A 17675-nucleotide genomic window follows, 5' to 3' on the forward strand; every position below is an offset into this window, starting at 1 on the left:
CGGCCTTGCTCACCCCGGTGAGCAGGGCCGTTTCTGCTTCTCACCGTGGCCCCACCCCCGGACGGCCCGAAGTCGTCCTGGCCGTCTCGGCGTCCCCGAACTGGTGGAGGCGGACCGCCGCGCGTCACCTCTCGCCCTGCGTGACACGGACGGCGAGTACCGCCACGTCGTCGCGTTGCGGGGAGTCCCTCAGTCCGTGGGACAGCGCGTCCAGGAGCAGCGAAAGGGATTTGTCACCGTGTGCGGCCAGGACGGACGCCTTCTCGCGGATGCCCTCGTCGATGTCGTCGTCACGCCGCTCGACCAGTCCGTCGGTGTACAGCAGCAGCACGCTGTCCCGGGGGAGATCGTGGGTGTGGTCGTGGCGGGCGAGGCCGCTCGACGCACCGAGGAGGAGGAGGTCGTGCTCGCCGAGGGCCGAGACACGGCCGTCGGGTGTGCGCAGCAGCGGCGGCGGGTGTCCGGCGTTGGACCAGGTCAGACACCATCTGCCGCCGTCCGGGTCGAGACGGGCGTGCACCGCGGTGGCGCCGGGACCCAGGGGCAGTACGTCGAAGGACCTGTCGACCGCGTCCAGCGCGGCGGCGGGCGAGTGGGTGGCGTGGTCGAGGCTGGCCTGGCGCAGCATGCTGCGCACCTGGCCCATCACGGCGGCGGCCTGGATGTCGTGTCCGATGATGTCGCCGACGGACAGCATCAGGGCGGGCTGTGTGGAGGGCGGGTGCGGTGGCAGCTGGTAGGCGTCGTACCAGTCGCCGCCCACCATGTCCTGATCGGTGGCCGGCAGGTACAGGGCGGCCATCTCGAGGCCCGGCACGGTCGGCAGGTCCGTCAGCATGGCGGCCTGGAGCTGTTCGGCGGTGCTGAGCCGGTTCGCCACGAACCTGGTGCGCTCCACCGCCTGGCCCACGAATCCGGCCGCCGCGGTGAGGACCGCCTTCTCCGTCAGCGCCAGGACGTGCGGGCGGGACCAGCACCACGTCAGCACCCCGCGGCCGCCGAGCAGCGGGACGCACAGCGCGGACCGGAGTCCCAGCGAGTCGTATCCTGCGACCGCCTCGGTGCTGTAGCCGGCCACGAGTGCCTCGTGGTCCGGCACGAAGACGGTGCGCTGTTCGCGCATGGCCTGAGCGCTGGGGAAACGCGCCTCCAGGTCCAGGCGGTCGATGGCGGCCTCCACCGGCCGCACGTTGTCGGGGTCGAGCACACGCCACAGCCCCTGGCCGTCCGCGAGGAGCAGGCCCACGAAGGTCGGCTCGGCGGGTCCCTGGAACAGGCTGCGCAGACGGCGGATGAGATCCGCCAGGTCGCGGGAGTGCGCGAGTTCGACGGAGGCGCGCAGCAGCAGGCCCGCGTGGTCGCGGTCCTGCCGCATCAGCTGGGTGGCGATCCTCAGCCTCAGCTCCACCGAGCAGGCGGTGGCGAGGTCCTCGAGGTCCTGCAGTTCGTCCGCGGTCCACTCCCGCGGCACGTGGTCGATGGCGCAGAGCGAGCCCAGGACCTGTCCGTCGGCATCGGTCAGCGGCATTCCCGCGTACGCGATGACCCTGAGGTCGGGAATGGCGAGACTGGCGCAGGTGCGCGGATCCGTCCGCGTGTCGCTGAGGACCAGCGGTCTGCCGTCGACGACGACGTGCTGGCAGAAGGAGTGGCTCAGAGGGGTCTCGCGCCGTGCTGCCCAGGGCTCGGCGAGTCCGACCATCCCGGGGAAGACCTGCCGGTCGGCCTCCAGCAGCGAGACCAGCGAGACCGGGACATGGAGGAGACGGGTGACCAGCCTGGCGAACCGGTCCATACCGCGATCGGCCGCCGCTGACAGCCCGGCGAGCCGCATGGCCTCCAGCCTCTTCAGTTCGCCCACCCCAGGGCCTCCGTCGATCGCCTGGCTTGACGCGCGGTGTCCGCACAACCGCGCACTACGAAGGTATAAGACAATTCGCCCGATGTCATGATCGGGGAAGGTCCCGGACGTCCGTCACCCGCCCCGGCGCGGCCTCACGGGACACGTCCCGCAGCCACCGCACCTCACCGTCCTCCCACTCCGCCGTGGGTCGCAGCCCCGCGGCGGAGGCCACGGCGGAGGAGGCCGCGTGGCCCGGGTGGATGTGGGCGACGACGGTACGGACGGCGCTCCGCTCCCGCAGGTGCCGGACCAGGCCCGTCGCCGCCTCCTTCGCGTAGCCCCTGCCCTGCCACGCCGTCCCGACGACCCAGGCCACCTCCGCCCGGGGCCCCCGCACGGTGGCCTGCACGTAGCCGGCCAGGCATCCGTCGGCGCGCAACCGGAGCACCCAGTTCCACCAGAGTTCGGCGGGATCGGGCGAGCCGGCACTCCGGCGCTCGTAGCGGGTGCGCAGGGCTGCGGCGCTCTCCGGGGCGCCTCCCGTGTGGGCGTGCAGGGCGGGGTCGAAGAGGACCACGGCCATCTCCTGCGCATGCGCGACGTCGAGCGGCAGCGCGTCGAGGCGAGGGGTGGAGAAGGGTTCGGGAGCACCGTTGACCTGCATGGGGCGGAGCCTACGCCGGGGATCGGCGGGGCGAGCCGCCAAAATCCGCGTACCGAGAGCGGCGACAGGTGCGCACGAAAAGCCCGGTTTGCAAGCATTTAATACCATGGAATACATGGAGACGATCCGTGAGCTAGAGCCTTTCGTGAAGCAGTACACCGTTCTGCTCAGCAGCCGCAGGCCGGACGGATCAGCTGCCCATACGCCTGTCAGCATCGCCGTCGAGGGCGACCACGCCTTTATCCGTACGTTCTCCTCGGCCTGGAAGGTCGACCGCATGCGCAACCACCCAGTGGTGGAGATCGCCCCGTGCACCGTGCGGGGCGCGCCGACCGGCCCGCCCGTGAAGGCCTGGGCGCGGCTCCTTCAGCAGGACTCGAAGGAGAACACCCACGCCGCCCGGACGCTCTCCCGGAAGTACCCGGCGCTCCAGGGAGTGGCCGTCCCGCTCGCCCACCGGCTGAAGCGTGACCGCACGCTCCACTACGAACTGCGGCCGTTCACCGACGACGTCTGAGCGGAGGGGGCGGTGGTGCGGCCCCGGCCGAATTGCGTGAGTCGCACAACCATTTGACGGCGGGCGGCGTCTGTAGTGGGTGTAACTGTTGAGCCGGAGACGGCACTTCCCCCCACCGCCCGCCATGACGAGGAAGCTCTATGACTCACTCACTTCCCGGCCGCCGTCTCTCACGCACCGCGGTCGGTGTGCTCGCCGCCGCCGCGCTGACCGGGCTCGCGTCCATGCCGTCCGTCGCTTTCGCAGCGGAGCCGGACCTCGGAATCGGGACGCAGAAGCCGATCACGGGTGTGCAGCCCGGCAGCGGTGTCGACGTGCCGCTCTCGGTGCTGAACAAGGGCACCGAGGCGATAGGGAAGGTGTGGGTGACGTATTCCGTCACCTCGGGTCTCGCGGCGGGCGACTCCTACGGGAACTGCTCGTACACGACGTATCCCTCGCACGACGAGGAGCCCGAGCGTGATGTCGCGGTGTGCGCCATCGACCAGCGGCTCGAGCCCGGCGTCGTCTACGAGCCGGAGCAGCCGATCGGGCTCGAGGCGCAGGACAACGCGCTGTACGACAACGTTTTCATGGCCGTCGGGGCCACGGAGCCGTCAGGCTTCGACGGAACCGTTCCCGATCCCGTGCCGGGTACGGGCGCTCCGCTGAAGCTGGTGGAGAAGGCGCCGGCGACCGAGGACGACCTGGCACGCCACGCCGAGGGCTACACCTACACCGACGTCACGGCCGACAACAAGGCCGACTTCTCACTGACCGGCGCCCGGCTCGAGGGCAAGGTGGGCGACAAGGTCACCGCTTCGGTGAAGTTCGCCAACGAAGGCCCGGCCTGGGTATACCGCGAGCCCGGTCACGGTGCCGTGGCCGTGGACGTGCGGATTCCGCCGGGTACCTCGGTCGTGAAGGCGCACGGCTTCTGCAGCCCGGTCACCAAGACCCACTACAGCTGCGGGACCTCGCAGTCGTGGGTGCACCCGGCGGGAGGTGAGACCTACCCCTTCGTCCTGAAGATCGACAAGGTGGTCGAGGGAGCCACCGGGAAGATCTCCTTCGACGACGCGAAGGACCGGTCCTTCGACACGAACGCGGACAACGACACCGCCGAGATCGTGATCAACGCCGGTACCGGCACGACGGGCGGCTCCTCGACGGGCGGTTCGTCGACCGAGGGCTCGTCCACGGGCGGGACGACCACGTCCGGCGGCTCCTCGACCGGCGGTGCGGAGACGTCCTCCGGCGGCTCGGCCTCCACCTCCGGCGGTTCCTCGACCGGCGGTTCCTCGTCCGGTGGCTCCACGTCCGGTGGCTCCGACGCGCAGACGGTGGGCGGCGGCCTGGCGGCGACCGGCTCCGACTCCACGCTCCCGATGGTGGGGGCGTCGGCGGCGGCACTCCTCGCGGGCGGCGGAATCTTCTATGCCGTCCGGAGGCGGGCGGCTGCCGCCTCGGCCGGCGAGTAGCGACCCGGACCCCCCGGGACCGTCCCCGCGACGGGCGACGGTCCCCGGGGTGACCCACCCGGACGACACGTTCGGCGCCCTGCGGGGCCGCCCGCCCGTACGGCGACGTTCAGCGGCCCGCGGTCACGCGGCACCCCTGGCTAACCGCGGCGGCGCCTGGCCGCGATCAGGGCCAGCACGACGACGACGACGGCGACGGCGCCCCCCGTCGCGGTGCCCTTCGTCCCGACGCCGTCCTCCCCGTCGTCCCCGGACGACGTGCCCCCTCCTCCTCCGTTCGGAGAGGCGTCCTTGCCGCCGTCCCCGCCGCCCGGCACCTCCACGCGCACCACTTCGCTGCGCTTCCCCTCGGAGCCGAACATCATGGCCGAGCCGTCAGCCGTGTACGTCACCGACTCGGACTGCCCCTGGAACGGCACGCTCACAGCGTGGTCGGCACCGAGCCGGCCGTTCTCGAAGGCGTAGCCACGGGCGCTGAAGTACGAACGCAGCACCAGGCTCCCGCCGTCCGGCGAGAACGCCCCGTCCGTCACCCACGGCACCTCGCCCACCCGCCGGAAGACGTTGTTCCCGCCGGCCGTCAGCTTCCGAGGGCCCTCGTAGAGCCCGCCGCCGTCCTCGTTCTTCGAGGCGATGTACACCCGCCCCGTCCTGGGGTGGACCATCATCGCCTCGGCGTTGCGCGCCCCGTCCGCGTACGTCACGTCGAACTGCGTCGCCCCCACGGTGGCGTCCGCCAGCTTCCTGGGCTCGGGGAAGCGGTAGATCCAGACGTGGTCCCAGGTGCCGTCGAGGTTGTCGCCGATGTCACCGACGTACAGGTTCCCGTCGGGCCCGAGCGAGATCGCCTCCACGTCACGGGGTTCCCCGACCCCCTTCATCGTGATCGTCGCCACGGTCTTCCCGGTCCTGGAGTCCACGGCATAGACGTACGGCCCGTCATCGCTGTCGTTGTGCGTCCAGTAGACCCCCGGGTGGATCCGGCTGGCGGCGAGACCGCTGGACTCGGTGATCCGGGAGTCCTCGATCGTGAAGGTCCGGTCCGCTCCGCCCCCGTCGTCCGCGACGGCGGGGGCCGTCCCCGTCAGGAGCAGGAGGACGGCGGCGGCGGAGACGGTCAGCAGCGATCTCATGGCACAAGTGTCCACTGTCACATCGCAGGCCGGAGGCGTGATCCGCCATGATGTCGCCATGCGTTTTCTCTTCGTCGGCGACAGCATGACCGTGGGCAAGGCCGGCGACTTCACCTGGCGCTACCGCATGTGGCAGCACCTCGAAGCGACCCTCGGCGACGGCGGGTACGCGATCACGGGCCCACGCACCGAGCTGTACGACACCGAGGCGAACGCCCCGCTCTCCCACGCGTACGGTGACGCGGCCTTCCCCGCGCCCGCGCGCCGGCATCTGGCCGGCTGGGGTGAGGGCTGGCTCCACATGGCCCCCGTCATCGCGGACACGGTCACGGCGACCCGCGCCGACGTCCTGCTCGTCTCGCTCGGACTGATAGACCTCGGCTTCTACACGGACAGCACGCAGACGGCGATGAACGCCCGGGCGTTCATCGCCGCCGCCCGCACCGCGAACCCCCGGATCAAGCTGGTGCTGCTTCCCGTCATACCGAACATCCGGGCGGAGTCCGACGCCCCCTTCGCCGCCGAGTGCGACCGCTTCAACACGCTGCTCGCGAAGGCCGTCGCCGACCTGGACGCCCCCGTGTCCCCGGTCCTGCTGGCCTCCCACCCCACGGGCTACGACATCCACACGGACACCTACGACGGCACCCACCCCGGCCCCACCGGCGAACACCGGCTGGCCGGGGCCTTCGCCGACGCGATGCACCAGGCCTGGGGCGTGGGCGGCCCGTACGCCGGAGCGCTGGCGGCCGCCTGACCCCCGTGGGCCCCGCCGTCACAGCACGCCGCCCGCCTCGTCGTGGAAGACCTCCGGCCAGTAGCGGTAGTCGTCGGGGCCGGTCGCGGGCAGGCAGGCGACGGGGTCGGCCGCGGCGAGCACGGCAATCATGGTCTCGGCGACCTGGTGGTAGAACTCCCCCATACTGCCCGCCAGTTCGTACTCCTCCTCCAGCTTCTGCTGCCGGCTGTGCATCCAGACCGTGAAGGCCAGCGTCGACACGTCACCGTTGACCGGGGTAGGCGTGTCGTCGTCGATGAGCGCGTAGTGGACCAGGCCCGTACGGCCGTCGACGACGGTGTCGAAATCGTGCATCAGGCCGCCGATGACCAGGAACCGGTCCGCGTCCTCCGGCAGCTTTCCGGTGATGCCGAGGTCTCGCAGAGCTGGATCCGCCTGCCGCTCCGCACTGACGACGGTCATCGGCCTCAGGATGTCCTCGCGCGCGTCCAGCCAGAACATCAGCCCGTCCTTGGGCAACCCGACCTCCGACAGGAATCGCCGGGTGGGCTCGTGTTCCAGAGCCGCGGGCAGGTCCGCGGGGTCGAGCCGGACGACCTCATCCGGCCCGAACTCCTCCTCGACGAAGTCGGCCGGCAGATCGAGGAGGAGGCCCCTGCCCGGAGCCGCGATCAGGGCCATGGGCCGGATCAGCGCGGCCATGCGCCAGAAGGACGGCACCTCGCCCTCCCACTCCACGTCTCCCCAGCCTTCCACGCCCCAGTTCTCGTCGGTGAAGACGGAGCGCAGGAGCACCGAGGCCTCCTCTACGACGGGGGCACCGACGCGGCCCTGCAGGTGCGCGAACCGGCCACTCAGCGTGCCGAGTTCCCCGACGGCCGTGAGGAAGCGCCCGAGCGCGTCGAGCGAGGGGGCGAGCGGATGCAGCTCGGCATACTGCGGGGCGGACATGCTCAGGCTGAAGACCCGGCCCGTCTCCCCGTCGACGACGACCGCCTGTGCCTCGTACCCGTCGATCACGAGATGGCCGACGACCACGGTGCCCGCTATGCGCGGATCGAGGACACCCGGATCGTCCCCCTCCTCGACCAGGGCAACCGCCGTGACCATGCGTGACTCGGACAGCTGAGGAAACCGCATGATCTCCTGCCCGCCCGGCAGCACCCCTCGAACGAGAGACCGTCGCGTCCCCCTGTGCGTGATGCCCGGATGAATGGACTCCTCCAGCACCGCGATACCGGTCCCCGTCATGACACCCCGAAGTGCTCAGTCCACCGTGGCCTTGCCGACGCCACCCACACTAGGGACGACCACTGACACCGACCGCGTCCCCGGCACCCGGAACCGGATCGGGCGGCCCCGCGTTCTTCCCAGGTGCGGGGCCTCGCGGGGAGGCGCCCGGACGGGAGCATCGACGAATGGCGGAGAAGCAGGGCGGGCGGGCACCCGGCTGGAGCTGGAGGCGGGGACGTACGGTCGCCCTCCTCTGCCTCCTGCCGGCCGTCCTGCTCGTCTTCCCCCGTCTGGTCCCCGACTCCCCCGGCCACCTGGGCAGCCTGCTGGACACCTTCCTCCCCTGGCTCGGCCTCGCCGTCCCCGTCCTGCTGGTCCCGGCACTCCTGCGCCGCTCGTTCCTGGCGGTGACCGCCCTGCTGCTGCCCGCCGTCGCCTGGGCCGCCCTCTTCGGGGGCCTGTTCTCCGCCGGGAGCCGGGCCCCGGAGGGCGCGTTCACGGTGGTCCAGCACAACGTCAGTGACGTGAACGCCGACCCGGCCGCCACCGCACGGGCACTGGCCGGGACGGACGCGGGCCTCATCGCCCTGGAGGAGCTGACGGCACCGGCGCTGCCCGCCTTCGAGGAAGCACTGGCCGCGGACTACCCCCACCACGCGACGAGGGGCACGGTCGGGCTCTGGTCGAAGTACCCCCTCAGCTCCGCACGCCTGGTGGACATCAGGCCGGAGGGAGTCGGGGACGGCTGGGACCGGGGCCTGCGCGCGACGGCCCGTACCCCCGGGGGTGAGGTGGCCGTGTACGTCGCGCACCTGCCGTCGGTACGGATCGGACCGACGACCGGGCTCACGTCCGGGCGGCGGGACGAGAGTGCCGCCCTCCTCGGCGAGGCGATCGCCGGGGAGCCCCAGGACCGGGTGATCCTCCTCGGGGACCTCAACGGCACGCTGGACGACCGCGGTCTGGAGCCGGTCACTTCGCGGATGACCGCGCCGGGACCGGGCTTCGCGTTCAGCTGGCCGGCGAAGCTCCCGGTGGCCCGCATCGACCAGGTCCTGACCCGGTCGGCGACGGTCACCGAAATCCGGTCGCTGCCCGCCACCGGCAGCGACCACCTGCCCGTGGCGGCGGACGTCGTGCTGGAAGCGGAGTGAGCGGCCGGACCACGGGTACGCGGACGCCCTTGCTCAGCCCACCAGTTCGACCCCGAGCATCGCGAGTCCCAGCTTGGTCAGCTCCTCCGACACCTCGTCCGGCCTGGCCCGGCGCGGGCGGCGGGCGTGGTGGGCCATGAGTTCGTGGACCGTGCCCACCATCACCATCACCACGACCCGGTGGTCCCGCTCCTCCACCTCGCCGCGCACCGCGGCGCGTTCGGCCTCGCCTGTCAGGAAGTCGGTCCACAGGTCACGCCACCGCTTGCAGTGCGCGTCCACCGCCGGGCTCACCCCGAGCACCTCGACGAACGTCACCCGCGCCTCGCGCAGGTCCCGGGTCACCGCCGACACGTAGGCGTCGAAGAGCCGCCGGAAGCGCTGCTCCAGCGGACAGTCGTCCATCCCCTGGGAGAGCAGGGCCACTTCGGACGCCCGCAGTCCGCTGGTCGTGATCTGGTTGTGCAGGGCCATCAACAGGCCCTCCCGGGAGCCGAACTCCTCCCGGAGGACGTCGTCCGGCACCCCGGCCGTCTCGCACAGGGCCTCCTGGGACGTCTGCGCGTAGCCGTACACCCCGAAGAGCTCGAGGCCGGCTTCGAGGAGCTTCCCACGGGCCAGCGCACGCACACCGTCGACTGCGCCGGCCGACCGGTCCACCGGGACATCCACCACGGGTCCTCCTTGGTATGCCCCATGTCCGGTGCGCGCGCCCGTGTCTGAGCGGGTCACGAGGGCCGGAAGGGCTCGGGCGCCTCTGGATGGCGCGTGCGCCATTGTCCTGGTACGTCCAGCCGCACACGCCTCGCGCCGCGCCGTCGGCCGCACAGTGCGCCAGGACCGGTGACACCTCGCACAGTTGTACCGGCCCGCCTGGTCAACGGCCGGTCATGGCGATGGGCCGGACCCGGCGAGGGTCCGGCGAAGAACCGGCGCCCGTCCTCAGAGGCGCTTCAGTACGGCTCGTTTCGCCGTGGCGAACTCCTCGTCGGTGAGGATGCCGGCCTCGTACAGGTCGCCGAGTTCGCGGAGCCGGCGGAGCAGGGCGTCGTGGTCGTCGCCGGGCGGGGCGGCTTCGGGCGGGGCGGCTTCGAGCGGGGCGGCGGACGCCGGCATGCGTACGAGTACGGCGGCGGCGACCAGGACCGCGGTGTACTCCCGCTTCGACAGCCCCCACAGATCGAGGGAGTACGGGTCGAACTTGGGGGGCGCGGCCGAGGCCGTGCCTCCCCGGTCGAAGCGCAGGGAGCCGTTCTCCAGACCGATCGCGGGCATCCAGCGCACCCCGGTGACCTCGGCCAGCGCAAGGGTGACCGCGCCGCTCCCGGTCTTCGACTCGTCCGCCTTCCAGTTCCAGGTGAGCCGGACCGTCTCCCCGTCGAAGGACGCCGTGCCGTCCCCGCCGCCACCCGACACCGGTACGGACGGCCCCGGCAACAGGAAGCGGTCCACCGGCCCGTCGGGCACCTGCTCGATCAGCAGGGCGTTGCGTATCTCGTCGACGAGGTACTCCGCCACGCCCGTGCGGTCCTTCTCCACCGTGAGCTGATACGGGTCCGCGCCGTCCTTCAGCCGGCCGTCCGCGGCCCGCAGGACGGGGCAGGCACCTGCACGCAGACGCAGTCGCAGGCGGCCGCCCTTGCGGTCCGGCTCGAACGCGGCCCCCGCCACCGCCGCCAGCGGCACGGCGAGTTCGCCGAGGTCCTGACGCACCGGGTGCACCTTGCTGCCGGGGACGATGCGCACCGTGTCCCCGTCGAAGCTCCACGTTCCGTCGCGCGAGATGATGTCCGCCATGGGGCGGATTCTGCCAGGCGTACCCGCAGTGCGGGGGTGCCCGAACGGGTCGCGACGTGTCCCCCGAGGTCAGGCGGCCGAACGCTCCTCGGGCAGACGGCGGCGCAGACGGGCCTGTTCGACGGCCGGGGGGTTGTAGGCCATGTCGAGCGTCCCGATGTCGGTGCCGGGCGGCACGACGGCGTCGATCCGGTCGAGGGTCTCGTCACCCAGTTCGGTCCCCGCGCCCGCGATGAGGTCGTCGAGGTGGCCCATGGTGCGCGGCCCGATGATCGCGGAGGTGACGCCCGGGTGGGCGATCGCGAAGGCCGTCGCCATGTGCGTCAGTGACATCCCGGCGTCCTGCGCGACGGGGATCAACTGCTCGACCGCGTCGAGCCGGCGCCCGTCGCTCAGGTGCTTGAAGCCGTACGCCGCCCGGTGGGTGTCGGCCGTCCGGTCCTTGCGGTAGCGGCCGGTGAGCATGCCGCCCGCGAGAGGGCTCCAGACCAGGGCGCCCATGCCGTAGCGCTCGCACGCGGGCAGCACCTCGCGCTCGATTCCCCGGTTGAGGATCGAGTACGGCGGCTGCTCGGTGCGGAACCGCTCCAGCCCCCGCCGCTCGGAGACCCACTGCGCCTCGACGATGTCCGAGGCGGGGAAGGTGGAACCGCCGATGCTCCGCACCTTGCCCGCGCGCACGAGGTCGGTGAGCGCGGAGAGCGTCTCCTCGACGTCGGTGTCCGGGTCGGGCCGGTGGACCTGGAACAGGTCGACGTGGTCGGTGCCCAGGCGGCGCAGCGAGTCCTCCAGTGCGCGGACCAGCCAGCGCCGCGAACTGCCCCGCCGGTTGGGGTCGTCGCCCATCGGGAGATGAGCCTTGGTGGCCAGCACGACGTCGTCCCGTCGGCCCTTGAGCGCCTTCCCGACGATCTCCTCGGACTCCCCGCCCGAGTAGACGTCGGCCGTGTCGACGAAGTTGATGCCCGCGTCGAGCGCCTTGTGGATGATCCTGACGGACTCGTCGTGGTCGGGGTTCCCCATGGCGCCGAACATCATCGCGCCCAGGCAGTACGGGCTGACCTTGATGCCGGTCCGGCCCAGCGTGCGGTACTTCATGAAGCTCCTCGCCCCTCATCGACGCCCGGGTACGGACGTTAGACTGAAAACGGAACAACGTTCAGCAACGACAATACGGAACAGTGTTCCGTTTAGCAAGAGGAGTGCCGTGCGCGAGGACACGACGCCACGAGCCGCCACGAGCCCCACCGCGGAGCAGCCCCCGAAGCGGGTGCGTGCCGACGTGCGGCGCAACACCGACGCCCTGCTCACAGCGGCGGCGGAGGTGTTCCTCACCTCGGGGGTCGACGCGCCCGTACGCCAGATCACCGCCAAGGCGGGCGTGGGGGCGGGCACCCTCTACCGGCACTTCCCGCAACGCTCCGACCTCATCGCCGCCGTCTTCCGGCACGAGGTGGACGCCTGCGCCGACGCCGCACCCGCCCTCGCGGCGGAGTGCGGACCGGCGGAGGCGCTCACCGGGTGGCTGCAGCGCCTGGCGCTCTTCTTCGCCACGAAGCGCGGGCTCAGCGCCGCCCTGCACTCGGGGGACTCGGCCTACGACAGCCTGCCCGCCTACTTCGAGCAGCGCTTCATGCCCGCGCTCACCACGCTCATCGACGCGGCCGTGGAGGCCGGCGAGATCCGCTCCGACACCGACCCCGAGGACCTGCTGATCGCCACGCGCAATCTGGCCGTACCCGCGGGCGAGGACGACAGCGGCCACACGCGGCGGATGATCGCCCTGCTCGTCGACGGGCTGCGCTACCAGGCGGGGTGATCCGCCGCCCCACCACCGGCGTCGGGCACACCGAGCCGCGCGAAACGCTCCCGCCACGGCAGGGGATCAGGCTCGGCCTCGGCCTCGACCTGGCCCCTCCGCCTCTCCCAGTGCTCCCACGCGGCCCGACGGCGGCACGGACCGCACTCGGTCTCGTCGGCGAGCGGCCGGAAGACGTGCGCCTCCTCGTCCGGGCCGACCGCCGTGCAGGTCATCAGCTCCGGGACGCGGGGTGGCGCCGCGGCAGATTGCGGGGAAGCCGTGACGGGAAGCTCCGGCGGCATCTTGTGCAGCAGCCTGAACCGCAGGAATCCCACCGCCGACCGCACCCCGTCACCGGGCAGTTCACTGGTCAGCACGCGCCGCAGTTCACCCGCCGACACCCCGCGCAGCAGCCATCGCGCCGCGAGCTCCGCCAGCCCCCGCGCCTCCTTCACCCCGAGGTACAGCTCCCGCCGCACATGACGCAGCGACAGCAGGACGCGCTCCCCCTCCGCCGCTTCCGGGCTCCGCGCCGCGTCGGGCTCCGGCCCGGCTTCGGGCGCGGCTTCGGAGGGTGGGTGGGGATAGTTCTTCTCTTGTTCTTCGTCTACCGGTAGTTGATGACCGGCCACCCGACCGGCCGGTTCACCGACCGTCGGTTTCGGGACACTCGGAGACGTCTCGGACCGACCCTGGCGCAGCACGGCCGCCTCCTCGGGCGTGAGGGGCACGTTGGACAGAAGCTGCTCCGTCACCCAGCGCCCGCGCTCACCCTGGTCGCGCCACTCGTGGACGTATCCGTGCGCGACCAGCAGTTCCTTGGACTTCTGGTACGCCCGCCCCGTGATGCCGAGCTTCCGCGCATGCTCACTGAGCGGCCGACCGGCCTGTTCGTCGGGGAGCCCCTGTACGGCGAGGAGCAGGATCTTCGCGTCACTGGTCAGCCGCGCATGGCGTACGACGTCGTGCGAAGCCTTCGTGTAGCGCCGGGAGGGCGCGATAGCATGCCGATGCATCTCGGTGGACTCCTGATCCACTCGTGGGTGAAGGCCTCCGGTCGAGTGTTGGTAGCACTCCCGGGGGCCGCCCGCGCACTGCATGTGCACGGAACGTGATGACGCGATTACGGTACCGCACGCCGTGGGCCCCGTTCCGCATATGCCCGGATGCGCCGATTACGCACCAACTCGACCCGTCAGCACGGCCACTGCCACCTCGTGCAGCAACTTCACGGCCACGAACGGCGCCTCCCCGGTGGGCCGCGAGCGCCAGTCCAGGGGCCACGTCCTGCCCTCCAGCGCCGGAATCCCGACGAACGCGTCGCACGGCAGGTCCCGCCCTATCAGCCGCGCCCCGGCCGGCCACCGGTACGCGGCCGCGCTCCGCGGCGGCAACAGGAAGTACGTACTCCTGTCGCCGACCCCCGAACGCACGATCGGGCCGGCCCGGAAGTCGGTGAACTGCATCAGCTCGTACGCCACTTCGTCACCCGCGAACCCGATGACCCGTACGGCGTCGAAGTGGACGCCGACGTGCCGGAGCGCATGCCCGCTCGCGGGAACCCAACTGGGAACCGGGTCCGGTGAACTTCTCTGATCCATGAGCCAATCGTGACGACGAAGACCTAACGTGACCAGCGTCACAGGAGGACTGTGCACTGTTGTGTACTTAGGGGGTGGAGTTGTGCACTCCGGTGAACCTGGAAGTGGTAACGCGGAGATGTTCGGAGCGTTGCTGCGCTTCTACCGGGAACGGGCGGGGCTGTCGCAGGAGGCGCTGGGCACGAAGATCGGTTTCTCCAAGTCCCAGGTGGCGATGGTGGAGAGGGGAGCGAGGCCCCCGAAAGGGGATTTCGTTCCGCGCTCGGACGACGCACTGGGTGCACAAGGTGCACTGCTCGCGGCGGCAGCGAAACTGCGTACGAATGCGTTGCCCCCTTGGTTCGCCGGTTTCGCGGAAGAGGAGTCGCGGGCCATGGCCCGCCACGCCTATGAGACCCACGTGATGCCCGGCCTGCTTCAGACCGAGGCCTACGCGCGAGCTGTACTCACGGGCCAGTACCCGACCTTCGACGACGACGAGGTAGAGGCCAAGGTCGCCGCGCGACTCGCACGGCAGGCTCTGCTGTCGCGGAGGCCCGTCCCGGACATCAGCTTCGTACTCGAGATGGTCCCGCTTGCCCGCCCCATCGGCGGTCCGGGAGTACGGAAGGAACAGTTGCGACACCTGGTCGACGTGGCTCGGCTACGGCACGTGAAGATCCAACTGATGCCACCGAACAGGGAGAGTCACCCCGCGCTCGACGGCCCCTTCGTACTGCTGGAGGACGCCGATCGGCGCCCTCTCGCATATATCGAAGGACAGGGAGGCAGCTTCTTCGTCACCGAGCAACCCGGAGTGAGCGATCTGTTCGGGAAATACGGGCTGCTTCGGGCCCAGGCATACTCTCCGGAGGAATCCCTGGGGTTGATCGAAAGGATGGCGCAGGAATGACGGTCACCAACCTCTGCTGGTTCAAGAGCAGTTACAGCGGAAATCAGGGCGGCGACTGCCTCGAGGTCGCCATCTGCCACCACACCATCCACATCCGCGACTCCAAGGACCTCACCGTCCCGCCCCTCGCCCTCTCCCCCTCCGCCTGGACCGCGTTCCTCGGACACGACTGGCGCCCCTGACCCGCTCAGGCGCCGGCCGCCCCACCGGGGAACGACTTTCGTCGTTCCCGGCCGCGACCAATGGCCACAGCGGGGCCCGGCCCGTGGGCCCTACCGTGGCCGCGTGACTCGTGTGGAAACCATGACCTCTCCAGCGCCCGCCCCCCGGACCACGGTGGTGAGGCCGCTCCGGGTCGTGCCCGGGCGGGCGCTCTTCGCGCCCGGCATGTGGCCCGTCCGGCGCGTCGTCGGCGAACCGCTGCTGAGCCTCGTCCTGGCCCTCCTGGCAGCCGCCGCAGGCGTCGTGGAGAACCACGGTCCGGCAGGGGCCGTCGGCATCGGGATCGGTGCCGCCCTGCTGTCACCACTGCGCAGGGCGCTACCCGCGACGGTGCTGCTCGCGACCGCCGTCGGCTGTGCCGCGCTCAGCGGCTTCACACCGCTCCTCGTCGTCGCGTCCTGGTCGGCCGGGCGCCGGATCGACGGACTCGGGAGGGCGGCCGGCGTCTTCACCCTCGCCTACGGCCTCGTCCTGAGCCTGTCGCTCCTGTGGGACATGCCGCAGTTCTCTCTGTCGCTCGCCGCCTTCGCCGGACTTCTGCTGCTGATTCCGGTCCTGCTGCCGGGACTCGCGGGCCGCTACTGGTCGCAGCGCCGGACACTGACCGACACCCTCGGCGAGTACAACGCCCAACTCCTGCGTGAGCGCGTGATGATCGCCGGGCACGCCCGCATCCGGGAGCGCCAGCGCATCGCCCAGGACATGCACGACAGTCTGGGCCACCAGCTCGCGCTGATCGCGGTCCACACGGGGGCGCTGGAGGTGGACCGCGAACTGACGGGGGCCCAGCGGGAGGCCGTCGGTGTGCTGCGCGAGGCGTCGGTGGCCGCCATGCACGAACTGCGTGACGTGGTGGGTGTGCTGAGGGACGGCGTCGAGGCCCCCCGCCCGGCCGGCCTCCAGGACCCGGCCGCGTACGGCGAGGACCCCGGCAACCCGGCACGCGGGGTGGCCGGCGTCGACAGCCTGGTGGACGCGTCCCGGAGGGCGGGGGCGGCAGTTGAGCTGCGGCGGTCGGGGGACGTCCGTCAGCTCGCCCCGACCACCGGCCAGGCCGCGTACCGCGTGGTCCAGGAGGGCCTGACCAACGCGCACAAGCACGCCCCCGGTGCGTCGATCGTCGTCGGGCTGCGCTACGAACCCGACTCCCTCGTCGTGGAGATCGCCAACGGCCCGGCGGCGGAACCCGTGAACGGCGTGCCGAGCGGGCGCCAGGGACTCACCGGGCTCGGGGAACGGGCCCGCCTCGTGGGCGGCATGGTGCACGTGCGACCCACGCCGGACGGCGGCTTCCGGCTGGCGGCCGTACTGCCGTACACCGCGCAGGGCGGCGACTCCGTGAGCCCTCCGCACGACGACGCCATGACGACGTTCGTCGCTGCCACGGACGACTTTCGGGCGCAGAATCCGGCAGGCCCTCCGGGTGACAGTGATCCGGTCATCGACCGGAACGGTCTACCGAAGGAGTTGGCCAGAGCAATGAGCAGGACCAAGAGGGGCAACGGCATAGCGATCGGCTGCGGGATCGCGGCCCTGGCCGGCGTGGTGGTGGTGGCCGCGGTGGTCGTCGGAGGGATCTTCCTCATGCGTGAGGCGGACAAGGGCATGATCGAGCCCAAGCAGTACGACGCGGTGGAGGTCGGCCAGTCCGAGGCGGAGGTCCGCGCACAACTCCCGAGCGGGGACTCGCTGATGCGCCCCGGTTCGCTGGCGGACGCGCCGGCCGAACCCGAGGGCTCGACCTGCCTCGTCCTCCTCTCCACGGAGCTCGGGAGCAGCTTGGACACCGAACCGGTGTTCCGGTTCTGCTTCAAGGACGGCAAACTGATCGAGAAGCAGACCTTCGAGGTCAAGAGCTGAGGGCCCGGCCCCCTCGGCGTCCGGACCGCCTGCCGGATCGGGGATGATGACCGGATGCCCGCAGGTATGACCGCTCAGGACCGTGCAGGAGAGTCGTGATCAGGGTTCTGGTGACGGATGACGAACCGCTGATCCGGGCGGGCATCAGGATGATCCTGTCCTCGGCCGACGACATGGACGTCGTCGCGGAGGCGGCCAACGGCCGCGAGGCGGTCGACATCGCCCGGTCGCAGCGCGTGGACGTCGCGCTGCTCGACATCCAGATGCCGGTCATGGACGGCCTGACGGCCCTGGCCGAACTGCGCCGGTCCGTCCCCGATGTGCGGGTGCTGATCCTGACGACGTTCGGGGAACGGCACAACGTCCTGCGGGCCCTCGGCTCGGGAAGCGCGGGCTTCCTGCTGAAGGACTCGGCACCCGCGGAACTCATGCGGGCGGTGCGGGCGGCAGCGGCGGGGGACGCGTATCTGTCGCCCGGCGCCACCCGGCACGTCGTGGACTCCCTGGCGTCCGGGGGGACCGCGGACCGCGCCGAGCGGGCACGCCGCAGGCTGGAGAAGCTCACGGCCCGCGAACGGGAGGTCCTGACCCTGCTGGGTGAGGGCCTGTCCAACGCGGACGCCGGCCGGCGGATCCACATGAGCGAGGCCACGGTCAAGACCTACGTCAGCCGCATCCTCGCCAAGCTGGAGTGCGAGAACCGGGTTCAGGCGGCGCTGCTGGCACGGGACGCCGGTCTCGGGACCTGACGGCCGGCGG

General features: G+C 71.3%; 18 protein-coding genes. 9 read left to right on the forward strand and 9 right to left on the reverse strand.

The genetic code is table 11. The features are described 5' to 3' along the window. Window positions 1-124 precede the first annotated feature (124 nt). Window positions 125-1861 (reverse strand): SpoIIE family protein phosphatase, encoded by a 1737-nt coding sequence (locus tag ABZ441_RS21500; protein ID WP_358976485.1) that lies wholly within the window; start codon window positions 1859-1861, stop codon window positions 125-127. An 85-nt stretch (window positions 1862-1946) separates the two neighbouring features. Next, window positions 1947-2507: a GNAT family N-acetyltransferase gene (locus tag ABZ441_RS21505; protein WP_358976488.1), complete on the reverse strand. Its 561-nt coding sequence runs from the start codon at window positions 2505-2507 to the stop codon at window positions 1947-1949. A 115-nt stretch (window positions 2508-2622) separates the two neighbouring features. Here ABZ441_RS21505 and ABZ441_RS21510 point away from each other — a divergent pair, with 115 nt between their 5' ends. After that, entirely contained in the window at window positions 2623-3024 is a 402-nt protein-coding gene (locus ABZ441_RS21510; RefSeq protein ID WP_205018207.1) for a PPOX class F420-dependent oxidoreductase, read from the forward strand. 140 nt (window positions 3025-3164) lie between these two features. After that, the gene (locus ABZ441_RS21515; protein WP_358976493.1) at window positions 3165-4484 is read left to right on the forward strand and encodes an LAETG motif-containing sortase-dependent surface protein; all 1320 of its coding nucleotides are present in this window, start codon (window positions 3165-3167) and stop codon (window positions 4482-4484) included. A gap of 140 nt (window positions 4485-4624) precedes the next feature. Here ABZ441_RS21515 and ABZ441_RS21520 read toward each other — a convergent pair whose 3' ends face one another. After that, a complete protein-coding gene (locus ABZ441_RS21520) occupies window positions 4625-5617 on the reverse strand; it encodes a WD40 repeat domain-containing protein (RefSeq protein ID WP_358976496.1) in 993 nt (330 codons plus the stop codon). Here ABZ441_RS21520 and ABZ441_RS21525 point away from each other — a divergent pair. Continuing rightward, window positions 5616-6374: a GDSL-type esterase/lipase family protein gene (locus tag ABZ441_RS21525; RefSeq protein WP_358976499.1), complete on the forward strand. Its 759-nt coding sequence runs from the start codon at window positions 5616-5618 to the stop codon at window positions 6372-6374. The two genes, ABZ441_RS21520 and ABZ441_RS21525, sit on opposite strands and share 2 nt — an antisense overlap. 18 nt (window positions 6375-6392) lie before the next feature. On the opposite strand, the gene ABZ441_RS21530 is transcribed toward ABZ441_RS21525, so the two are convergent. Next, window positions 6393-7607 carry an SUKH-4 family immunity protein gene (locus ABZ441_RS21530; protein WP_358976502.1) on the reverse strand — a complete coding sequence of 405 codons (1215 nt, stop codon included), beginning with the start codon at window positions 7605-7607 and terminating at the stop codon, window positions 6393-6395. A 167-nt stretch (window positions 7608-7774) separates the two neighbouring features. On the opposite strand from ABZ441_RS21530, the gene ABZ441_RS21535 reads away from it, so the two are divergent. Beyond that, window positions 7775-8743 (forward strand): endonuclease/exonuclease/phosphatase family protein, encoded by a 969-nt coding sequence (locus tag ABZ441_RS21535; protein WP_358976505.1) that lies wholly within the window; start codon window positions 7775-7777, stop codon window positions 8741-8743. Between the two features lie 33 nt (window positions 8744-8776). Here ABZ441_RS21535 and ABZ441_RS21540 read toward each other — a convergent pair whose 3' ends face one another. The 3 genes from ABZ441_RS21540 to ABZ441_RS21550 all read right to left on the reverse strand — a co-directional run bounded on the left by ABZ441_RS21540 (window position 8777) and on the right by ABZ441_RS21550 (window position 11638). After that, a complete protein-coding gene (locus ABZ441_RS21540) occupies window positions 8777-9418 on the reverse strand; it encodes a helix-turn-helix domain-containing protein (protein ID WP_358976508.1) in 642 nt (213 codons plus the stop codon). 267 nt (window positions 9419-9685) lie between these two features. Then, window positions 9686-10540 (reverse strand): DUF4429 domain-containing protein, encoded by an 855-nt coding sequence (locus tag ABZ441_RS21545; protein ID WP_358976510.1) that lies wholly within the window; start codon window positions 10538-10540, stop codon window positions 9686-9688. A 69-nt stretch (window positions 10541-10609) separates the two neighbouring features. Further along, window positions 10610-11638, reverse strand: a complete 1029-nt coding sequence (locus ABZ441_RS21550; RefSeq protein ID WP_358976513.1) for an aldo/keto reductase — start codon at window positions 11636-11638, stop codon at window positions 10610-10612. A 109-nt stretch (window positions 11639-11747) separates the two neighbouring features. On the opposite strand from ABZ441_RS21550, the gene ABZ441_RS21555 reads away from it, so the two are divergent. Further along, window positions 11748-12359, forward strand: coding sequence for a TetR/AcrR family transcriptional regulator (locus tag ABZ441_RS21555; protein ID WP_358976516.1), 612 nt, complete (start codon window positions 11748-11750; stop codon window positions 12357-12359). Here the strand turns inward: ABZ441_RS21555 and ABZ441_RS21560 are convergent. Further along, window positions 12344-13357, reverse strand: coding sequence for a hypothetical protein (locus ABZ441_RS21560; protein ID WP_358976519.1), 1014 nt, complete (start codon window positions 13355-13357; stop codon window positions 12344-12346). The genes ABZ441_RS21555 and ABZ441_RS21560 overlap by 16 nt on opposite strands. A gap of 159 nt (window positions 13358-13516) precedes the next feature. Beyond that, window positions 13517-13942, reverse strand: a complete 426-nt coding sequence (locus ABZ441_RS21565) for a hypothetical protein (RefSeq protein ID WP_358976522.1) — start codon at window positions 13940-13942, stop codon at window positions 13517-13519. Window positions 13943-14060: 118 nt separating this feature from the next. Between ABZ441_RS21565 and ABZ441_RS21570 the strand changes: the two genes are divergently transcribed. From ABZ441_RS21570 to ABZ441_RS21585, 4 genes are all read left to right on the forward strand, one after another. Next, window positions 14061-14834 (forward strand): helix-turn-helix transcriptional regulator, encoded by a 774-nt coding sequence (locus ABZ441_RS21570; RefSeq protein WP_358976757.1) that lies wholly within the window; start codon window positions 14061-14063, stop codon window positions 14832-14834. Further along, on the forward strand, window positions 14831-15016 hold the full coding sequence (locus ABZ441_RS21575) for a DUF397 domain-containing protein (protein WP_358976525.1): 186 nt from the start codon (window positions 14831-14833) through the stop codon (window positions 15014-15016). The genes ABZ441_RS21570 and ABZ441_RS21575 overlap by 4 nt, the downstream gene beginning before the upstream one ends. Window positions 15017-15221: 205 nt before the next feature. Beyond that, on the forward strand, window positions 15222-16916 hold the full coding sequence (locus ABZ441_RS21580; protein ID WP_358976760.1) for a histidine kinase: 1695 nt from the start codon (window positions 15222-15224) through the stop codon (window positions 16914-16916). Between the two features lie 95 nt (window positions 16917-17011). Then, window positions 17012-17665: a response regulator transcription factor gene (locus tag ABZ441_RS21585; RefSeq protein WP_358976528.1), complete on the forward strand. Its 654-nt coding sequence runs from the start codon at window positions 17012-17014 to the stop codon at window positions 17663-17665. Window positions 17666-17675: the final 10 nt, after the last annotated feature.

It is taken from the genome of Streptomyces sp. NPDC005752 (genome assembly GCF_040630715.1).
Classification (GTDB): domain Bacteria; phylum Actinomycetota; class Actinomycetes; order Streptomycetales; family Streptomycetaceae; genus Streptomyces.